Raw genomic sequence first — 17944 nt, forward strand, 5'->3', positions numbered from 1 at the left:
AAAAGAGTGCCAGAGGGGGCGGGCCTCCCCTCTGGACACCCCCTATGCGCTCGTTTCCTCCCGATTTGCTCGTCCGGCCTCTATCCTCGTCGCGGATGGCTTCCAGTCACGCTCTTCGAAGCGACCGGGCCATCTTGTCTTTTGAGCCAAAAAACGTCCGTCGGGAGCGCCGGGCAAACGTGTGTATGCTGCCATGCTCGCGCGGGACCTGCCGCCTTCGAACGCCAGCCGGGGACGCATTGGGGGGAGTCCAGAGGGGGATCGACTGTCCCCCTCTGGCATTCTTTTTCTTTCCCCTCTTTCTTTTTCTCATGGGAGAAAAAGAAAGGGGGCTCCCGCCGAGCAGGCGGCCCGTCCGGCGAGGACATCCCCCTGCCCCGTGGGGCGGCCTATCCGACCCAAAGCAGAAAGCAGAGCGCCCTGACCATCCAGACCGGACGGCCAGAGCGCTTTCCTCATGTCTCTATGGGGAACTCCCCCTCGAACACGGCGGCCACGGGGCCGGTCAGGGAGAGGTGCCCGTCCCGGGCCCAGCGGAGGGCGAGGGTCCCGCCGGGGAGCTCCGCCTCCACCTCGGTGTCCCGGGCGGCCCGTCCGGCCAGGACGGCGGCGGTCAGGACGGCGCAGGCCCCTGTGCCGCAGGCCGGAGTCTCCCCGCTGCCCCGCTCCCACACCCGCAGGCGGAGCCGCCGGGGGGAGAGGACCGCCGCGAACTCCACGTTGGTCCGGCGGGGGAAGCTGGGGTGCCGCTCCACGACGGGCCCAAGACGGGCCACGTCCACCGCCGCCGGGTCGGCGCACCAGAGGACCGCGTGGGGGTTGCCCACAGACACCGGGCGCACCGTCAGGGGACCGTCCGGCCCCCGGAGCGTCCGCTCCGGACCCCAGCGGGGGACGCCCATGTCCGCCGTGGCGGAGACGACGGCCCCGCCGGCCCGGTGGAGGACCAGAGACCGGAGCCCGGCCAGCGTCTCCACCGTCATCCGGTCCCGGAGGACCAGCCCCCGGGCCCGGGCGAAGGCCCCGGCACACCGGAGGCCGTTGCCGCACATCTCCCCCTCGGAGCCGTCGGCGTTGAAGATCCGCATCCGGATATCGGCAAGGGCCGACGGCCCCACCCAGATGAGTCCGTCGGCCCCGATGCCGAAGCGGCGGTCAGAGACCCGCCGGGCCAGGCCGGGCAGATCCGCCGCCATATCCTCTTTCGTGCCATCCACATACACATAGTCGTTGCCCAGGCCCTGCATCTTGGTGAAGCGCATATGGGACCTCCTCCCCGGATGGCGGGAGCGGCCGGTCAGTCCTCCTCCAGCAGGAGGCGGGCGGTGGCGGAGAGCTTCCGTCCGCTCTCCATGCTCTTCTTCTGGAGCAGGCGGTGGGCCTGCTCCTCGCTGATGTGGGACCGCGCCATCAGGCGCTCCTTGGCCAGACGGATCAGGACCTCCTCCTCCTCGCTCCGGGCGGGACGCAGGTCCGCCTCGGCGGCCTGGAGGGCCTGCCGCACGCCGTCGATCAGGCCGCTCCGGGTCAGGGGCGTGGAGAGGCAGACCAGCCGGGGGTCGCTCCAGCAGAGGCTCAGCAGGCTCTCCGAGGCGATGAGCAGCATGCTCCGCCCGGCGGGCAGGTCGAAGAAGAGCTCCTCCGCCGTGCCGTCCGGCAGCTTGAAGCCGCAGATGACGGTGGGGATCCTCTGCTGGGCCAGGAGGGTCTTGACCTCCGCCGCCGTGTGGCAGCAGAGGGGCCGGGCCCCGCCGGCGCTCTCCAAAAGACGGCGGATCTTCTGACTGGTCGAGTCCTGTTCAAAGGCGATGACGATACGTTCCACGTGCGATCAGCTCCCGCTGGTTCAGTGTATGCTCTGCTGCCGGATGGGATGCGCGGGGACGCGGCGAGTCCCGCAGTAGAGGGAGATGGTGGAAGGGGAAGGAGAAGGGGCGCGGGGGACAGAGCCCTGCTCGGCTCAGTACAGCGTGATGTACTTCTCCCGCTCCCAGGAGCTGACGCGGGTCTTGTACTCGTACCACTCCTTGCGCTTGCCCTCGATGTAGTAGGAGGAGACGTGGCTGCCCAGGGCATCCATGAGGAGCTGGTCCTTCTCCAGCTCCTTGATGGCGCTGGACAGGGAGTCGGGCAGGTTCTCGATGCCGTGGGCGGCGCGGGAGGCGTCGTCCATGGCGTAGATGTTCTCAGTGATCTCGGCGGGCGGGGTCAGGCCGCGCTCGATGCCGTCCAGACCGGCGGCCAGGCAGACCGCCAGCGCCAGATAGGGGTTGCAGGAGGGATCGGGGGAGCGGAGCTCCACCCGGGTGGACTGGCCCCGGGCGGCGGGGATGCGGATCAGGGCGGACCGGTTGGAGGCGGACCAGGCCAGATAGCAGGGGGCCTCGTAGCCGGGCACCAGACGCTTGTAGGAGTTGACCAGCGGGTTGGTGATGGCGGAGATGCCCTTCACGTGCTCCAGCACGCCGGCGATGAAGCTGTACGCCGTCTTGGACAGGCCCCGGCGGTCGCTGGGATCGTAGAACACGTTCTTGCCGTCCTGGAAGAGGGACATATTGATGTGCATGCCGGAGCCGCACACGCCGAAGATGGGCTTGGGCATGAAGGTGGCGTGGAGGCCGTTCTTCTGGGCCAGGATCTTGACGGCCAGCTTGAAGGTCATGATGTTGTCGGCGGCGGTGAGGGCGTCGGCGTACTTGAAGTCGATCTCGTGCTGGCCGGCGGCGTTCTCGTGGTGGCTGGCCTCGATCTCGAAGCCCATCTCCTCCAGGTTCAGGCAGATCTCACGGCGGGTGTTCTCGCCGTGGTCCAGGGGGCCCAGGTCGAAGTAGCCGGCCTCGTCGTTGGTCTCGGTGGTGGGATTGCCCTGCTCGTCGGTCTTGAACAGGAAGAACTCGCACTCGGGGCCCACGTTGAAGGTGTCGAAGCCCATGGCCTGCATCTTGCCGATCATCCGCTTCAGCACGTTGCGGGGGTCGCCCATGAAGGCGGAGCCGTCGGTGTTGTGGACGTCGCAGATCAGGCGGGCGGTCTTGCCGAACTGGGGCCGCCAGGGGAAGATGGTGAAGGTGTCCAGATCGGGATAGAGGCACTGGTCGGACTCGTCGATGCGGACGAAGCCCTCCACGGAGGAGCCGTCGAACATGATCTGGTTATTGACGGCCTTCTCCACCTGCGAGGCGGTGAGGGCCACGTTCTTCAGCTGGCCGAAGATGTCGGCGAACTGCATACGGACGAATTTGATGTCCTCTTCTTTGACGATGCGGATGATGTCTTCCTTGGTCAGTGCCATGGATCGGTTCCCCTTTCACGGATAAAGTTGGATATCGGATGCCGGACCGGACTGGAAAAGGCGCTCCTCTCCCCTCGCAGACGGGGAGACGGAACGCCCTTGTTCGCGTACTATGCCGGCGTTTCTCTTGCGAAGTGCCTTTGTTGAAATACTATCATATCCCATCGGCCTTGGCAATGGGCAATTTCACCGAACCGTCCGGGGCGCCGCCCCAGCCCCAGCTTTGGAGCCGGTCCGTGTCCAGCTCGGCCCACTGGGCGTTGCCCAGATGGAGCCCCCTGCCCATGACGGCGAAGTCCCAGCCGGAGAGCCAGCAGACCACGCCCTTGATCACGGCGGAGTGGCTCACCACCAGCACGGTCTCCTCCGGCCCGGCGGCGATGGCTTCCAGCGCCGGGAGCGCCCGGTCCAGCATGGCACGGAAGGACTCGCCCCCCTCCGGCGCCATGCCGAGGCGGTCGGCCTGATAGCGGGCGAACTCCTCCGGCCAGCGCAGGCGGATGTCCGGCCAGCTAGTGCCCTCCCAGTGGCCGAAGGAGATCTCCTCCAGGGCGTCCACCGGCTCCGGGACCAGCCCCAGGAGGGCCCCGGCGGTCTGGGCGGTCTGGAAGGCCCGGCGCTTGGGGCTGGCGCAGAGCCGCTCCGGCCGCTCTCCGGCGGCGATGAGGCGGCGGGCCAGGGCGGCGGCCTGTGCCTGCCCGGCGGCGTTGAGGGGGGTGTCGCTCTGTCCCTGGATGCGCCCGGCGGCGTTCCAGTCGGTCTGCCCGTGGCGGGCCAGCAGGATCCTCATAGCGCGCCCTCCTCTCAGGCCAGATATCCCGCGGAGCGCAGGAGGAAGAGCCAGAAGGTCAGGGTCAGGGCAGAGAGCAGGGTGGTCAGCACGATGACGCTGGAGGTCAGCACCCCGTCGTTGCCCATGCGCTCGGCCATGACGTAGCTGGTGGGGGTGGTGGCGCTGCCCAGCAGGATGACGAGGCAGGCCAGAGAGGCGTCCCGGAAGCCCAGGGCCACCGCCGCCGGCAGGAACACGGCGGGGAGGACCACCAGCTTGACGAGGCTGGCGGCGAAGGTGGGGCCCAGCTTGGAGAGGGCCTTGCGCCCCTCGAACCCGGCGCCGATGCAGATCAGCGCCTGAGGCGTGGCCAGAGAGGACACGGAGGCGATGGTCTTGTTGAGGATGGTGGGGAACTGGATGCCCAGCAGGGAGACGACGGAGCCCAGAGCGATGCCGATCAGCAGGGGGTTGGTGACGATGCCCTTCACGGTGGAGGCGATGGAGGGGCCGGAGCGGTCCGTCCGCGTCCCCTCCACACTGAGGACCAGCACGGCGTAGATGTTGAAGAGGGGCACGCTGCCGACGATCATCATGGGGGCGGGGCCCGCGTCGCCGTAGAGGTTGACCATCAGGGCCACGCCCATGACCGCCACACTGCACCGGTAGCTGGCCTGGACGAAGGCGCCCACCATGCTCTTGTCCTTCAGGAAACGCCTGGCAAAGAGCCAGATGGCGAAGAAGGCGATGGTGGTGGAGAGGGCGCAGAAGCCCGCCAGCTTCCCGTCGAAGCCGGTACGCAGGTCGCTCTCCGCCATGTCCTTGAAGAGCAGGAGGGGGAGGATCACGTTGAAGTTGAACTTGTTGGACACGGCCACGAACTCGTTGTTGAGCAGCCCGATCTGCTTCAGCACATAGCCGAGGGCGATGACCAGGAACACGGGGAGCGTGCCGTTCAAACTGAACATCAGGCTTTCCATCATAAGGGGCTCACGCTTTCTTTCGTTGGATGTCCTCTATTTTAGGGCAGAGAGGGGAGAGAAGTCAAGCGGAGCGCGGACCGTGGGACGTGGGGGGGCGGCCCCCGAAGGATCTGAAAAATTTCTCCCTTTTTACAAAAGTGTGTCTGATGCATACTAACTCATAATTATACGAAACACCACACTTTTATTCATTTTCTATTCATTTCCGGCCAATGGGTATTCATTTTTGCTCTAAGTTATCATGCAATTTATTAGAATGGAATTTTTGAAAGAGCCAGCACCTTGAATGGGCTGACTCTTTCAATGTCACTTGTAGTTGACAAACTGGAATTTTCAAATTAGTCTTTGCAAATGACCTTTGGATCTTCACCATCAATTACAATTCCCTGACGGTTGTTGATCGGGCATAGATTCAAATCCGAAAACTCAGTCATTATTTTCTCGGTAACTTTCTTAAATGGTGCTGTAAGATAATGCGGAAGAACATAGAAATCGATCAAATCGATCCCTGCATCATCTTCTTGTGAGTAGTCCTCCGGCTTTTCATCCATTTGCTCGATATATTGGATGTTTGGAGCGCATATAATTGCGCCTGCCGACTCGCCGATCATCAATTTTCCATTTGCCAATTCCTTTTTCAGCAGTCCATCAGTTCCCGTTTTACGGAGCTGGTCCATAAGAAAGAAAGAATTTCCGCCGGTAAAATATATTACATCTGCTTCTTCAAAAACAGACTGTATCGTTGAATAAGCCTCCGTTGAAATATCAATTTCAGTTATGATCGCTCCCAACTTTTTGAATAATTTTCGAGCCGAGCCGACATAACCGGTGTAGCCTTCACGCAGTGAAGCTGTTGGAATGAATGCGACTTTCTTATTTTCGATTTCTTCCTTTATCAGACTTCCTACACTTGAAAAGTGCGAACATAAAAATAATTTCATCAATATTCTCCTTTATAAATTTCGATTTGTATAACAGTAGTCTAACACACGTTGTTTAAAAATACTACAGCCGATCCAATGTCTGTAATTTGCCCTAAAATTTCAAAATATTTTTGCGGAAAGATGTACGTCCGCGTCCTACAAAGGGCCTCTGGGAGACCACCGGTGAGAGGGCCGTCCCGGAGAGACGGGCCTCGATCCGATCACAGGAGGTCCTTATGAGATACTACCGAAAAGACACGCCCTTACCTTCCTTCCTGCCCCTGCCCCGGTTCTTATTAGGGCTGGAGCTGTCCGTGAACGCCAAGCTGCTGTACGGACTGCTCCTGAACCGGACCACCCTCTCCCAGCGGTCGGACGAGTGGGTGGACCCGTCGGGACGGGTGTTCCTCGTCTATCCGATCCGGGACATAGCCCGGGACCTGGGCCGGAGCGAGCGGACGGTGAACAGCGCGTTATCCGAGCTGGAACGGGCGGAGCTCCTCACCCGGACCAGAAGGGGGTGGAGCCAGCCCAGCCGGATCTATCTCCAGATGCCGGATGACACCAAGTCCTCTGCGGGACTGGATGCGCAGGATATGGTACATCCAACGCGCAAGATCTGCGCCATGGATACGCAGGAGACTGCACGTCCGGATGCGCAGTTTTTGCCTCCTAGTAATACTGAGAGAAAACAGACTGAGGAGAAGCAGACTGAGGGAGAGAGAAGGGACGCGCCCGCCCATCGGCTGGGGGAGTATCGAAACGTCAGGCTCACGGAGGAAGAGCTGGAGCGTTTACAGACCGACTTCCCGGACCGGTATCGGGGGCACATCGAACGCCTTTCTGTGTACATGGCCGTCAGCGGGAAACGCTATGCCGACCACGCCGCCGTCTTGCGCAAGTGGCTGGCGGAGGATGCCTCCGGGTCCCAAACGGATGGATGCGCAGCCGGATACCGGTGCGCGGGGACCGGGAGAGGCCGCTTCCGCACGAGCCGTGACTACGACTACGACGAGGTCTACGAGGAGGGGGAATGCCTGTGAGCGTGGAGCGTTGTCGGTCCGGGGCCGACGCCGGACCGGTGCGGGACCGGGGGGACTACATCGACCCGGCGGACGGGCTCCGGCACTGCGGCAAGTGCGGGGGCGCCAAGGAGGCCTGGTTCCCGGCGGAGGTGCGGGCCTTCACCGGCATGGACCGCCGCCCCGCCGAGTGCCCCTGCGCCGCCCAGGAGCGGGAACAGCGGGAGGTGGAGGACCGGGAACGCCTCCGCCGGAACAGGATCCAGCGCCTGCGGGCGGAGGCCTTCCGGGATCTGCCGGGGGAGGGGTGGCGCTTCGAGACCGCGCCGGTGCGGACGCCTGCGCTGGAGAAGGCGCGGCAGTACGCCTGCCGCTGGGACGACTTCTCCCGGGAGCAGATCGGCCTGCTGCTCTTCGGGGACGTGGGCACGGGCAAGACCTTTGCCGCCGGGTGCATCGCCAACGCCCTGATCGACCGGGAGGTGTCCGTCCGTTGCGTGTCCTGCTCCCAGATGGTGGACCGGATGCAGAACGCCCGGGGCGAGGAACGGGAGCGGTACCTCCGGGGCCTGACGGAGTGCGGCCTGCTCCTGCTGGACGACCTGGGGGCGGAGCGTTCCACCAGCTATGGCCGGGAGCGGGTACTGGACCTGGTGGACCGGCGGCTCCTGTCCGGGCGGCCCATGCTGGTGACCACCAACCTGCCCCTGTCCGCGCTGCGGGAGGCCTCCGGGCTGGAGGAGCGGCGGATCTATGACCGGGTGCTGGAGATGTGCGCCCCCCTTCGGTTCTCCGGGGAGAGCTTCCGCCGGGGGAAGGGGAGGGCTCGGACCGCCCGGGCCGCCGCGCTGTTCAACGAGCGTTGAGAGCGGGGCGTGTGGGGCTTGCCAAACCGGGGGCGGGCAGTATATAATAAAAAAACCGTCTGTCCGCCCTCGGAGGGGGGCTGGACGGCGGAACTATGAATGGAGTGAATGACATGCCTGACGAACGGAACGGCCCTGTGATGGCCCAGAACTTTATCCATGATTTCATTGATGAGGATATCGCGCAGGGCGGTCAGTTCCAAGGCATGACCGTCCATACCCGCTTCCCGCCGGAGCCCAACGGCTACCTGCACATCGGCCACGCCAAGGCCATCTTCGTGGATTTCGGCACCGCCGAGAAGTACGGCGGCCTGTGCAACCTCCGCATGGACGACACCAATCCCACCAAGGAGGACGTGGAGTATGTGGAGGCCATCCAGGAGGACATCCACTGGCTGGGCTACGACTGGGGCGACCGGTTCTTCTTCGCCTCCGACTACTTCGACCAGATGTATGAGCAGGCCGTGGGCCTCATCAAGAAGGGCCTGGCCTATGTCTGCGAACTGACCCCCGAGGAGTTCCGGGAATACCGGGGCGACGTGAACACCCCCGCCCGCTCCCCCTGGCGGGACCGGCCCGTGGAGGAGTCCCTGGACCTGTTCGCCCGGATGAAGGCCGGCGAGTTCCCCAACGGCAAGTACACCCTGCGGGCCAAGATCGACCTGGCCAGCGGCAACTTCAATATGCGGGACCCGGTCCTCTACCGCATCAACCATATGCGCCACCACCGGCAGGGGGACAAGTGGTGCATCTACCCCATGTATGACTTCGCCCATCCCCTGGAGGACGCCCTGGAGGGCATCACCCACTCCCTGTGTTCGCTGGAGTTCGAGGACCACCGGCCCCTGTACGAGTGGGTCATCGCCCACTGCGACGTGCCCTCCCATCCCCGCCAGATCGAGTTCGCCCGGCTGGGCATCAACTACACCGTCATGAGCAAGCGCAAGCTCCGCCAGTTGGTGGAGGAGGGCAAGGTCTCCGGCTGGGACGACCCCCGGATGCCCACCCTGTGCGGCCTGCGCCGCCGGGGCTACACCCCCCGGGCCATCCGCAATTTCTCCGAGCGCAACGGCGTGAGCAAGGCCGCCTCCACCGTGGAGTTCTCCTTCCTGGAGCACTGTCTGCGGGAGGACCTGAACGAGACCGCCCAGCGCCGCATGGCCGTCCTGCACCCGGTGAAGCTGGTCATCACCAACTATCCCGCAGGCCAGAGCGAGACCTTCACCGTAGAGAACAACCCCAACCGGCCCGAGGACGGCACCCGCGAGGTCACGTTCTCCCGGGAGCTGTATATCGAGGCGGAGGACTTCCTGCCCGCCCCGGCGCCCAAGTACAAGCGTCTCTACCCCGAGGGGCCCGAGTGCCGCCTGAAGGGCGCCTACGTCATCAAGTGCGTGGGCTATGAGACCGACGAGCAGGGGAACGTCACCGAGATCGCCGCCGAGTACGACCCCGACAGCCGGGGCGGCGACCCCGCCGACGGCCGCAAGATCAAGGGCGCCACGATCCACTGGGTGGACGCCGCCACCGCCGTGGACGCGGAGGTCCGGCTCTACTCCAACCTGTTCTCCGATGCCGACCCCGACGGCGGCGACAAGAATTTCCTGGACTGTCTGGATCCCCACTCTCTGGAGGTCCTGACGGGCGCCAAGCTGGAGGCCAGTCTGGCCGGCGCAGAGGCCCCCGCCTCCTACCAGTTCCTGCGGCAGGGCTATTTCTGCGTGGACAACAAGGACTCCAAGCCCGGCCATCTGGTGTTCGACCGGTCCGTGAGCCTGAAGGACAGCTTCAAGCCCCAGAAGTGAGCTCCGCCCCGAACGCCCCGACCCTCCGCCCATAGAAAGGACGAACGAGACACGAATGGATACAGACCTTCTGAAACTGCGCATCCCCATGTTCATCTACCGCGTGGCCCAGGCGCTGGAGCTTCTGGTGAGCTTCTTCGTGATCGCCGCGATCGGCCTGTCCCTCTGGTCGGTGCTGACCGAGCTGGGCATCCTGGCCCAGAGCGGCGGCGGGACCGATATGCTCCAGGAGTTCCTGGGCACCGCCTTCACCGTGGTCATCGGCATCGAGTTCCTGAAGATGCTCAGCCGCCACACCATGAGCTCCGTGGTGGAGGTGCTCCTCTTCGCCATCGCCCGCCAGATGGTGATCGAGCACACCAACGCGATCGAGAACCTCATCATGGTGGTGGCGATCGGCATCCTGTTCCTGATCCGGAAGTACCTCTTCATCCCCGGTCTGGACGATAAGAAGTACATCCCCCACCACAAGGAGAAGGCCGCCGGACCGGAGGACGCGTACTCCAAATAAGCGGGAAGGCCAACGAACGAAAAACACGGCTCAGGTCCCCACAAGGGGGACCTGAGCCGTGTGGCTTTTCCTGTTTTTTGGAGCGGGCCGCGTTCCGCCGTTACGCCAGCTTTTCCAGCCCCAGCTTCAGGCGGCGGAGGGTCTCGTCTCTGCCCAGGATCTGGCAGAGCTCCACCGCGCCGCCGGGGGTGACGGCCTTGCCCGCCGCGGCGATGCGCACGGGCCACATGAGGGTGGCGTTCTTGACCTCCAGAGAGGCGGCCAGCGCGATGAGGCCGTCATGGATGGCCTCGCCGGTCCACTCGGGCAGGGCCTCCAGCGCGGGGATGGCGGCCTCCAGCATGGCCTTGGACACCTCGGGGGTACACTTGGACTTCTTGTTGGTGAACAGCTCCACGCCGTACTCGGGCAGGGCGTCGAAGAAGTCCAGCTTCTCGGGGATGTCGGTGAGGCGCTCGCACCGGGCCTGGAGCAGAGCGGCGATCGCCCGCGTGGAGTAGGCGGGGTCGGAGACGCCCTGACGGATGTAGGGGAGGGCCGCCTCATGGAAAGCCTCCGGGGTCATGGAGCGCAGGTAGTGGGCGTTGAAGTAGGTCAGCTTCTCGATGTCGAAGATGGCGGGGGACTTGGAGATGCCCGCCACGTCGAAGGCCTTGGCCAGCTCCGGCAGGGTGAAGAACTCCCGCTCGCTGTCCTCGCCCTTGGGGGACCAGCCCAGCAGGGTGACGTAGTTCACCACGGCCTCGGACAGATAGCCCATGGCCAGCAGGTCCTCGTAGGAGGGGTCGCCCTTGCGCTTGGACATCTTGTTGTGCTGGTCCCGCATGACGGGGGAGCAGTGGATGTAGGCGGGGATCTCCCAGCCGAAGCCCTGATAGAGCAGGTCATACTTGGGGGCGGAGGACAGGTACTCACTGCCCCGGACCACATGGGTGATGCCCATCAGGTGGTCGTCGATCACGTTGGCGAAGTTGTAGGTGGGCAGGCCGTCGGACTTCATGAGGATCTGGTCGTCCAGAGTGGCGTTGTCCACGGTGATGTCGCCGAACACCACGTCGTGGAAGGTGGTGGAGCCCTCCCTGGGGATCTTCTGGCGGATGACGTAGGGCACGCCGGCGTCCACCTTGGCCTGAGCCTCCTCCGGGGAGAGGGCGCGGCAGGGGTCATCGCCCCGGTCGAACGCGCCGGAGTCCTCCTCCGACTCGGTCTTTTCGCAGAAGCAGTAGTAGGCATGGCCCTTCTCCACCAGCAGGCGGGCGTACCTGCCATAAAAGTCCCGGCGCTCGGTCTGGACATAGGGGCCGACCGGGCCGCCGATGTCGGGGCCCTCGTCCCAGTCCAGGCCGCACTTGCGCAGGGTCTTGTAGATCACGTCCACCGCGTCGGCCACCAGACGGCCCTGATCGGTGTCCTCGATGCGGAGCAGGAACTTGCCGCCCTCATGCCGGGCGATCAGCCAGGTGTAGAGCGCGGTGCGCAGGTTGCCCACGTGCATATAGCCGGTGGGGGAGGGGGCGAAGCGGGTGCGGACCTCGCCCTTGGGGATGCGCGCCTCCATCTGGTCGAACCAGTCGTTATCCAAAGTCATGTGGTGATCCCTCCATCTAAAAGCTCAGAGCCCGCCGACGCGGCCTCCGGTATGTTCCTTTTCCTATTATAATGCCTGATGGGGAAAGCCGCAAGCCCGGGAAACGCGGTTTTCCATGCCGGGCAGGGAGCGGGCGTCCGCCGTCCGTCCTCCAAAACCGCCGCAAAGCATTGTAAACCGCCCCGGATCATGCTATACTTGGACAATATGGAAACGACACGCAGCGAGGTGTTTCAAACATGGAAAATGAGAAAAAAGTGATGCTCTCCGGCATCCAGCCCAGCGGAGACCTGACTCTGGGCTCCTATCTGGGCGCGATCAAGCACTGGGGCGCCCGGGCCGAGGAGTTCGACTGCTACTACTTCATGGCCGATATGCACTCCATCACCGTCCGGCAGGACCCCGCCGCCCTGCGCCGCCGCACGCTGGAACAGCTGGCCCAGTACATCGCCTGCGGCCTGGACCCGGAGAAGAACACCCTCTTCATCCAGTCCCATGTGCCGGAGCAGGCCTGTCTGGGCTGGGTGCTGAACTGCTACACCATGTTCGGCGAGCTCTCCCGCATGACCCAGTTCAAGGACAAGTCCGCCAAGAACAAGGAGAACATCAACGGCGGCCTGTTCACCTATCCCGCCCTGATGGCCGCCGACATCCTGGCCTATCAGCCCGACTTCGTGCCCGTGGGCGAGGACCAGAAGCAGCACGTGGAGCTGACCCGCAACGTGGCCCAGCGCTTCAACAGCATCTACGGCGAGACCTTCAAGATCCCTGAGCCCTACATCCCCAAGGTGGGCGCCCGGATCATGTCCCTCAGCGACCCCACCAGCAAGATGTCCAAGTCCGACAAGGACCCCAACGGCTCCATCTACCTGATGGAGCGCCGGGAGGACATCCTGCGGAAGTTCAAGCGGGCCGTCACCGACTGCGACACGGAGCGGTGCGTCCGCTGGGACCCGGCGGCCAAGCCCGGCGTGGCCAACCTGATGCAGATCTATTCCGCCTGCACCGGCAAGCCCTATGAGGACATCGAGCGGGAGTTCGACGGCCTGGGCTACGGCGCGTTCAAGCCCGCCGTGGGCGAGGCCGTGGCCGACCTGCTCCAGCCCATCCGGGAGGAGTCCGGACGTCTGCTGGCCGACAAGGCCTATCTGGAGAGCGTCTACCGCGCCGGCGCCGAGAAGGCCAGCCATACCGCCTGGAAGACCCTGCGGAAGGTATACAAAAAAGTGGGCTTCGTGGCCCGCTGACCGGAAAAGGAGTCCTATCCTATGCGAATGTCGCTGGAGACCATCGGGATCGTGCTGGGCGCCCTCGTCACGGCCTTCCTGGTGTCCCTCATCACCACCCCCATCGTCAAGAACCTGGCGCAGAAGTGGGGGGCGGTGGACGTGCCCAAGGACGGCCGCCGGATGCACGACCACCCCATCCCCCGGATGGGCGGCCTGGCCATCTTCCTGGGCTTCCTGCTCAGCGTGATCCTGTTCTCCCCCTTCCTCCGGCCGGGCGGCCTGACCGTCCAGCTCCAGGGGATGCTGATCGGCGCGGTCATCATCGTGGTGCTGGGCATCTTCGATGATATCTACGCCTTGCCCGCCCTGCCCAAGCTGCTGGTGCAGATCGTGACGGCGGTGATCGCCGTGGCCAGCGGGAACCTGATCGATACCGTGTCCAACCCCAACATCTTCTCGGCGGCCCCCTACTGGCACCTGGGCTGGCTGGCCTATCCCGTCACGGTGCTGTGGATCGTGGCCGTGACCAACGCCGTCAACCTGATCGACGGTCTGGACGGCCTGGCCTGCGGCGTGTCCGCCATCAGCTCTATGACGGTGCTGGTGATCGCCCTCACCGTGGCGGAGCCCTCGGTGGCGGTGCTCATGGCCTGTCTGGCGGGGGGATGCCTGGGCTTCCTGCCCTACAACATGAACCCGGCCAAGATCTTCATGGGCGACACGGGCTCCACCTTCCTGGGCTATGTGCTGGCGGTGGTGTCCATCCAGGGCCTGTTCAAGTACTACACCCTGATCTCCTTCGTGGTGCCCTTCCTGATGCTGGGCCTGCCCATCTTCGACACCTGCTTCGCCTTCATCCGCCGCATCGCCCACGGCCAGAGCCCCATGCACGCCGACCGGAGCCACATCCATCACCGGCTGATCGACATGGGCCTGAGCCAGAAGCAGGCGGTGGGCGTGCTCTACGTGATCTCGGCGATCCTGGGCCTGTCCGCCGTGGTGCTGACCACGGTGGGCTCCCTGCGGGCCATGCTGCTCCTCTTCGCCCTGTTCATCGCGGGGGCCATGTCCATCCTGCTCTTCCTCCACGGGGAGGAGAAGAAGCACGACGTGGACAGCGGGCCCGCCGTCCACGACCATAAGGATAAGGAGGAAGAACGATGAGCGTACGCGTCATGACGATCTTCGGCACCCGGCCGGAGGCCATCAAGATGGCCCCTCTCATGAAAGAGCTCCAGAGCCGCCCCGGCATCGAGGCCCTCTGCTGCGTCACCGCCCAGCACCGGCAGATGCTGGATTCCGTGCTGGAGATCTTCCGGCTCACGCCCGACTACGACCTGGACATCATGGAGCCCCGGCAGACCCTGTCCACCATCACCACCAAGTGCCTGCTGGGCCTGGAGGGGGTGTTCGAGCAGGCGAAGCCCGATCTGGTGCTGGTCCACGGAGACACCTCCACCACCTTCGCCGGGGCCCTGGCCGCCTTCTACCACCGGATCCAGGTGGGCCATGTGGAGGCCGGCCTGCGGACGTGGGACAAGTGGTCCCCCTTCCCGGAGGAGATGGACCGGAAGCTGGTGGGCGACATCGCCGACCTGCACTTCGCCCCCACCAAGGCCAACCGGGACAACCTGTTCCGGGAGGACATCAGGGACGGGGTGTTCATCACCGGCAACACGGTGATCGACGCCCTCAAGACCACGGTGCGGCCGGACTTCCGCTTCACCACCCCGCTCCTGAACGAGCTGGACTACGCCGGGAAGAAGATCGTGCTGGTGACCTGCCACCGGCGGGAGAACTACGGCCAGCCCATGGCGGACATCATGACCGCCCTGCGCCGGATCGCCGAGGACTTCCCCGATGTGGAGCTGGTCTACCCGGTGCATCTCTCCCCCGTGGTGCGGGAGGCCGCCGGGAAGTACCTCTCCGGCCATCCCCGCATCCATCTGATCGACCCGCTGGACGTGGAGGAGATGCACAACCTCATGGCCCGGGCCTATCTGGTCATGACCGACTCCGGCGGACTACAGGAGGAGGCCCCCGCGCTGGGCCGCCCCGTGCTGGTCCTGCGGAAGGAGACCGAGCGCCCCGAGGCCGTGGCGGCCGGCACCGTCAAGCTGGCCGGCGTGGAGCAGGAGACCGTCTATTCCATGGCGGCGGAGCTCCTGACCGACGAGGCGGCCTACGCGGCCATGGCCCACGCGGTGAACCCCTACGGCGACGGCCACGCCTGCCGCCGGATCGCCGACGCCATCGAGTGGAAGTTCGGTCTGCGGACCGATCGGCCGGAAGCGTTCGGTATGTGATCAGAGGAACAAGGCCCGAAGGGGCGGAGACGAGGGCTTTCCGGTCCGCCGTCCCCGTCCTTTTTTCGTGGAAAGGAGCTGAACCTATGGAGAGCAGGAGCCGCAATATCCTGGTGGTGCTGATCGCGCTGGTGATCGCGGTCGGCGTGTTCTCCAGCTTCGGCATGGACTCCTTCACGCCGGAGTCGCCGCCGATCACCCTGCCTCCCGTGGAGGACGCGTCTGCCGGAGACGGGGACGGCGCGGACGGGGACGGCTCTCTGGAGCTCCTCCGGGTGGAGGTCACGCCGGAGACTGTCCAGGACGTGATCGCCACCCTGGCCCGGCCCGCCAGCTATTCCCGTCAGGTGACGGTCAGCCTGCCGGAGACCGGCGGGAGCATCACCTCCCGGATCTGGTCGGACGGGGGCTGGACCCGGTCGGACACCACCCTTCCCGGCGGCACGGTCCGCCACAGCATCGTGGGGGATGGGACGGTCCGGTACTGGTACGGGAACAGCCGGAGCTATGCCGCGGCCCCGGCCGACCGGTGGTCCGCCGATCTGGAGGGCCCCCATATCCCCACCTATGAGGACCTGCTGGAGGTGGAGCGGAGCCGCATCACGAAGGCGGGCTATGAGGACAAGGACGGCGCGGCCTGCATCTATGCGGAGGTGAGCGATCCGTCCACCGGGGACCTGTCCCGCTGGTGGGTGGCCGTGGACAGCGGCCTCCTCACCGCCGCCGAGCTGGTGGAGGACGGCGTGGTGGTCCTCCGCATGACGGCCTCCGCGGCCGAGCGTCCGGTGGCCGCCGGCGCGGACTTCTCTCTCCCTGACCGGACGGTGCTCCATACGGTCCAGCCGGTGGAGAGCGGACAGTAGCCGTCCCGCGCTCCCCGCGCCTCACTCCTCCTCCAGCCCCAGCAGGAGCAGGAGGCCCAGGGTGAGGACCAGCTCCATGTCGTCCCCCTCCCGGAAGAGGAAGAAGAGGATCAGCAGGAGCAGGATATCCCCGGTGTCCAGCTTCTCCAACCCCACCCGCGCCAGCAGGCGGCGGAGGAGGCCGCTCTCCGTCTCCCGTTCCGGCGGGGGAGGGGGGACCGGCTCCTCCGGCATGGGAGGCGGCGGAGGCGGCTCCGGAGGACCGTCCTCCGCCGGGCGGCGGACATAGCCCCCGGCCTCCGGTATGTAGCGGTTATAGAACTGGGCCATGGTCCGTATCCTCCTTCCCGAAGAGCTGGAGGGCCGCCCGAACGAGCCGGGAGAGGCGTGCGATCGCCACGGCCCGGTCGATCTTGGCCTGCCGTTCCTCCTTGAGGAAGGGCTTGAGGGCGGTCAGGAGGGCGGCCTTCCGGTCGTCCCCGGCCCGGTATCCCGAGAGGATCCGCAGGGCCCGCTCCACCAGCGCCGGGTCCAGCCCGCCCAGCAGGGACAGCGGGCCGTCCGCTCCGCCGGACAGGCCCTCCAGCAGTCCCCGCAGCTCGCTCAGCTCCGGCGGCGGGGCGGCCGGGGGAGGGGGCTCCACCGGCTCGAAGCCCTCGGGGGGCGGGGGAGGCGGCTCCGGTGTCCCGGCCGGCCCGGAGCTCCCCCCGCCGGTCAGGGACCGGGCCATGGAGACGATTTGGCTCATGGCCTGGGGGTCGCCCAGGATGGCGTTCAGTTGTTCCTCGAATCCGGCCATACCGCGCGTTCGCTCCTTTCCGGCCTGATGGATCGGGCGGGGTCAGTCCTTCGGGGCCCGCTCCCGGAGGCGTTCCGCGGCGGCGGCGCCCTCCCGGCTCTCCACCACGGAGCGCACCAGCCCCATCAGCGGGGCGGCGTCCCCTCTGGCGGCGGCGTCGGCGGCCGTCTGGAGGCCGCCTCCTGCGGACTGCTCCAGCAGGCGCAGGAGGGCCTGGGCATCCGGGGAGCGGAGCAGGGACTCCAGCGCGGCCCGGTCCTTCAGGAGCGCGGCGGCCCTTGGGTCCTTCGTCAGTGCGTCCAGCGGGGGATGAGGCTGTTCCATCATGAGATCCTCCTCCATCGTTGCAGGATATGAGCCGCCGGCGGGCGGCGTCACTCTCAGTATATGTGGGCGGACCGGGAAGGTGCGCCGGAAAGGGAAGAGTCACGGTATGAAGATCTTGGTGTTTTCCGATTCCCACGGGAACGTGGAGCATATGGCGGAGGCGGTGGAGCGGGACCGGCCGGACCGCATCTTCCATCTGGGCGACGTGGAGCCCGACGCCCGGGCCCTGCGGCGGCGGTTCCCGGACATCCCCATGGACTGCGTGCCCGGCAACTGCGACGGCCGCCGGCCCGACCTGGAAGAAGAAAAGCTGGTGGAGGCGGAGGGCCGCCGCATCCTCCTGATGCACGGCCACACCCGGAACGTGAAGCTGGGCATGGGCCAGGCGGTCTGGGCCGCCCGGGAGGCGGAGGCGGACGTGCTCCTCTTCGGCCACACCCACGAGGCCTTCTGCACCTATGAGCAGGGCCTGTGGATCATGAACCCCGGCACCATCCGGGGGAGCTGGGCCGGAGCCACCTACGGCGTCATCACCATCCAGGGCGGCGATCTGGTGTGCTACGGGCTCAAGGTGTGACGGGCCCTTTTGGGCATGGGCCGGAGAGGATGGCCATGGATCGTGAAAAAAGTAACAAAAAGTGCTTGCCAAATCGAGCGA

General features: G+C 65.4%; 19 protein-coding genes. 9 read left to right on the forward strand and 10 right to left on the reverse strand.

The genetic code is table 11. The features are described 5' to 3' along the window. Window positions 1-455: 455 nt before the first annotated feature. The 6 genes from dapF to KQI12_RS02760 form a co-directional block, all read right to left on the reverse strand. A complete protein-coding gene (dapF, locus tag KQI12_RS02735; protein ID WP_216570411.1) occupies window positions 456-1262 on the reverse strand; it encodes a diaminopimelate epimerase in 807 nt (268 codons plus the stop codon). 35 nt (window positions 1263-1297) lie between these two features. After that, window positions 1298-1825 (reverse strand): ANTAR domain-containing protein, encoded by a 528-nt coding sequence (locus tag KQI12_RS12755; RefSeq protein ID WP_216570412.1) that lies wholly within the window; start codon window positions 1823-1825, stop codon window positions 1298-1300. A gap of 135 nt (window positions 1826-1960) precedes the next feature. Then, complete coding sequence (gene glnA, locus KQI12_RS02745) at window positions 1961-3292, reverse strand: type I glutamate--ammonia ligase (RefSeq protein WP_216570413.1); 1332 nt, start codon at window positions 3290-3292, stop codon at window positions 1961-1963. A gap of 154 nt (window positions 3293-3446) precedes the next feature. Further along, the gene (locus tag KQI12_RS02750) at window positions 3447-4082 is read right to left on the reverse strand and encodes a histidine phosphatase family protein (RefSeq protein ID WP_216570414.1); all 636 of its coding nucleotides are present in this window, start codon (window positions 4080-4082) and stop codon (window positions 3447-3449) included. A gap of 14 nt (window positions 4083-4096) precedes the next feature. Further along, window positions 4097-5047, reverse strand: a complete 951-nt coding sequence (locus tag KQI12_RS02755) for an AEC family transporter (protein ID WP_371817932.1) — start codon at window positions 5045-5047, stop codon at window positions 4097-4099. A gap of 338 nt (window positions 5048-5385) precedes the next feature. Next, window positions 5386-5988, reverse strand: coding sequence for a Type 1 glutamine amidotransferase-like domain-containing protein (locus KQI12_RS02760; RefSeq protein ID WP_216570415.1), 603 nt, complete (start codon window positions 5986-5988; stop codon window positions 5386-5388). 218 nt (window positions 5989-6206) lie between these two features. Here KQI12_RS02760 and KQI12_RS02765 point away from each other — a divergent pair, with 218 nt between their 5' ends. From KQI12_RS02765 to KQI12_RS02780, 4 genes are all read left to right on the forward strand, one after another. Next, window positions 6207-7013 carry a replication initiator protein A gene (locus KQI12_RS02765; RefSeq protein ID WP_216570416.1) on the forward strand — a complete coding sequence of 269 codons (807 nt, stop codon included), beginning with the start codon at window positions 6207-6209 and terminating at the stop codon, window positions 7011-7013. Beyond that, on the forward strand, window positions 7010-7858 hold the full coding sequence (locus KQI12_RS02770; protein WP_371817933.1) for an ATP-binding protein: 849 nt from the start codon (window positions 7010-7012) through the stop codon (window positions 7856-7858). Before KQI12_RS02765 ends, KQI12_RS02770 begins: the two co-directional genes overlap by 4 nt. Window positions 7859-7971: 113 nt before the next feature. Beyond that, the gene (locus KQI12_RS02775; RefSeq protein ID WP_216570418.1) at window positions 7972-9663 is read left to right on the forward strand and encodes a glutamine--tRNA ligase/YqeY domain fusion protein; all 1692 of its coding nucleotides are present in this window, start codon (window positions 7972-7974) and stop codon (window positions 9661-9663) included. A gap of 55 nt (window positions 9664-9718) precedes the next feature. Next, window positions 9719-10174 carry a phosphate-starvation-inducible PsiE family protein gene (locus tag KQI12_RS02780; RefSeq protein WP_216570419.1) on the forward strand — a complete coding sequence of 152 codons (456 nt, stop codon included), beginning with the start codon at window positions 9719-9721 and terminating at the stop codon, window positions 10172-10174. A 100-nt stretch (window positions 10175-10274) separates the two neighbouring features. Here the strand turns inward: KQI12_RS02780 and gltX are convergent, their stop codons facing one another. Next, window positions 10275-11762: a glutamate--tRNA ligase gene (gltX, locus tag KQI12_RS02785; protein ID WP_216570420.1), complete on the reverse strand. Its 1488-nt coding sequence runs from the start codon at window positions 11760-11762 to the stop codon at window positions 10275-10277. Between the two features lie 239 nt (window positions 11763-12001). Between gltX and trpS the strand changes: the two genes are divergently transcribed. From trpS to KQI12_RS02805, 4 genes are all read left to right on the forward strand, one after another. After that, window positions 12002-13009 (forward strand): tryptophan--tRNA ligase, encoded by a 1008-nt coding sequence (gene trpS / locus KQI12_RS02790; RefSeq protein ID WP_216570421.1) that lies wholly within the window; start codon window positions 12002-12004, stop codon window positions 13007-13009. Window positions 13010-13030: 21 nt separating this feature from the next. Next, window positions 13031-14155: an MraY family glycosyltransferase gene (locus KQI12_RS02795; RefSeq protein ID WP_216570422.1), complete on the forward strand. Its 1125-nt coding sequence runs from the start codon at window positions 13031-13033 to the stop codon at window positions 14153-14155. Then, on the forward strand, window positions 14152-15297 hold the full coding sequence (gene wecB, locus KQI12_RS02800; protein WP_216570424.1) for a non-hydrolyzing UDP-N-acetylglucosamine 2-epimerase: 1146 nt from the start codon (window positions 14152-14154) through the stop codon (window positions 15295-15297). Before KQI12_RS02795 ends, wecB begins: the two co-directional genes overlap by 4 nt. 86 nt (window positions 15298-15383) lie before the next feature. Next, window positions 15384-16160 carry a hypothetical protein gene (locus KQI12_RS02805; RefSeq protein ID WP_216570425.1) on the forward strand — a complete coding sequence of 259 codons (777 nt, stop codon included), beginning with the start codon at window positions 15384-15386 and terminating at the stop codon, window positions 16158-16160. A 21-nt stretch (window positions 16161-16181) separates the two neighbouring features. On the opposite strand, the gene KQI12_RS02810 is transcribed toward KQI12_RS02805, so the two are convergent. Genes KQI12_RS02810 through KQI12_RS02820 form a run of 3 tightly spaced genes read right to left on the reverse strand, consistent with a single transcriptional unit; the run spans window position 16182 to window position 17286 of the window. Then, window positions 16182-16490 carry a hypothetical protein gene (locus KQI12_RS02810; protein WP_216570426.1) on the reverse strand — a complete coding sequence of 103 codons (309 nt, stop codon included), beginning with the start codon at window positions 16488-16490 and terminating at the stop codon, window positions 16182-16184. Beyond that, on the reverse strand, window positions 16474-16959 hold the full coding sequence (locus KQI12_RS02815; RefSeq protein ID WP_216570427.1) for a hypothetical protein: 486 nt from the start codon (window positions 16957-16959) through the stop codon (window positions 16474-16476). The genes KQI12_RS02810 and KQI12_RS02815 overlap by 17 nt, the downstream gene beginning before the upstream one ends. Before the next feature lie 42 nt (window positions 16960-17001). After that, the gene (locus KQI12_RS02820) at window positions 17002-17286 is read right to left on the reverse strand and encodes a hypothetical protein (protein WP_253290777.1); all 285 of its coding nucleotides are present in this window, start codon (window positions 17284-17286) and stop codon (window positions 17002-17004) included. Between the two features lie 106 nt (window positions 17287-17392). Here KQI12_RS02820 and KQI12_RS02825 point away from each other — a divergent pair, with 106 nt between their 5' ends. After that, window positions 17393-17863 (forward strand): YfcE family phosphodiesterase, encoded by a 471-nt coding sequence (locus KQI12_RS02825; protein ID WP_216570428.1) that lies wholly within the window; start codon window positions 17393-17395, stop codon window positions 17861-17863. The last annotated feature ends 81 nt before the right edge of the window (window positions 17864-17944 follow it).

This window comes from Pseudoflavonifractor sp. MSJ-37 (assembly GCF_018917965.1).
GTDB lineage: Bacteria > Bacillota > Clostridia > Oscillospirales > Oscillospiraceae > Pseudoflavonifractor_A.

Coding starts and splice junctions, on each gene's coding strand:
- dapF (WP_216570411.1), bottom strand. CDS start 1,262: ATGCGCTTCACCAAGATGCAGGGCCTGGGCAACGACTATGTGTATGTG.
- glnA (WP_216570413.1), bottom strand. CDS start 3,292: ATGGCACTGACCAAGGAAGACATCATCCGCATCGTCAAAGAAGAGGAC.
- KQI12_RS02750 (WP_216570414.1), bottom strand. CDS start 4,082: ATGAGGATCCTGCTGGCCCGCCACGGGCAGACCGACTGGAACGCCGCC.
- KQI12_RS02755 (WP_371817932.1), bottom strand. CDS start 5,047: ATGATGGAAAGCCTGATGTTCAGTTTGAACGGCACGCTCCCCGTGTTC.
- KQI12_RS02760 (WP_216570415.1), bottom strand. CDS start 5,988: ATGAAATTATTTTTATGTTCGCACTTTTCAAGTGTAGGAAGTCTGATA.
- KQI12_RS02765 (WP_216570416.1), top strand. CDS start 6,207: ATGAGATACTACCGAAAAGACACGCCCTTACCTTCCTTCCTGCCCCTG.
- KQI12_RS02775 (WP_216570418.1), top strand. CDS start 7,972: ATGCCTGACGAACGGAACGGCCCTGTGATGGCCCAGAACTTTATCCAT.
- KQI12_RS02780 (WP_216570419.1), top strand. CDS start 9,719: ATGGATACAGACCTTCTGAAACTGCGCATCCCCATGTTCATCTACCGC.
- gltX (WP_216570420.1), bottom strand. CDS start 11,762: ATGACTTTGGATAACGACTGGTTCGACCAGATGGAGGCGCGCATCCCC.
- trpS (WP_216570421.1), top strand. CDS start 12,002: ATGGAAAATGAGAAAAAAGTGATGCTCTCCGGCATCCAGCCCAGCGGA.
- KQI12_RS02795 (WP_216570422.1), top strand. CDS start 13,031: ATGCGAATGTCGCTGGAGACCATCGGGATCGTGCTGGGCGCCCTCGTC.
- wecB (WP_216570424.1), top strand. CDS start 14,152: ATGAGCGTACGCGTCATGACGATCTTCGGCACCCGGCCGGAGGCCATC.
- KQI12_RS02805 (WP_216570425.1), top strand. CDS start 15,384: ATGGAGAGCAGGAGCCGCAATATCCTGGTGGTGCTGATCGCGCTGGTG.
- KQI12_RS02810 (WP_216570426.1), bottom strand. CDS start 16,490: ATGGCCCAGTTCTATAACCGCTACATACCGGAGGCCGGGGGCTATGTC.
- KQI12_RS02815 (WP_216570427.1), bottom strand. CDS start 16,959: ATGGCCGGATTCGAGGAACAACTGAACGCCATCCTGGGCGACCCCCAG.
- KQI12_RS02820 (WP_253290777.1), bottom strand. CDS start 17,286: ATGATGGAACAGCCTCATCCCCCGCTGGACGCACTGACGAAGGACCCA.
- KQI12_RS02825 (WP_216570428.1), top strand. CDS start 17,393: ATGAAGATCTTGGTGTTTTCCGATTCCCACGGGAACGTGGAGCATATG.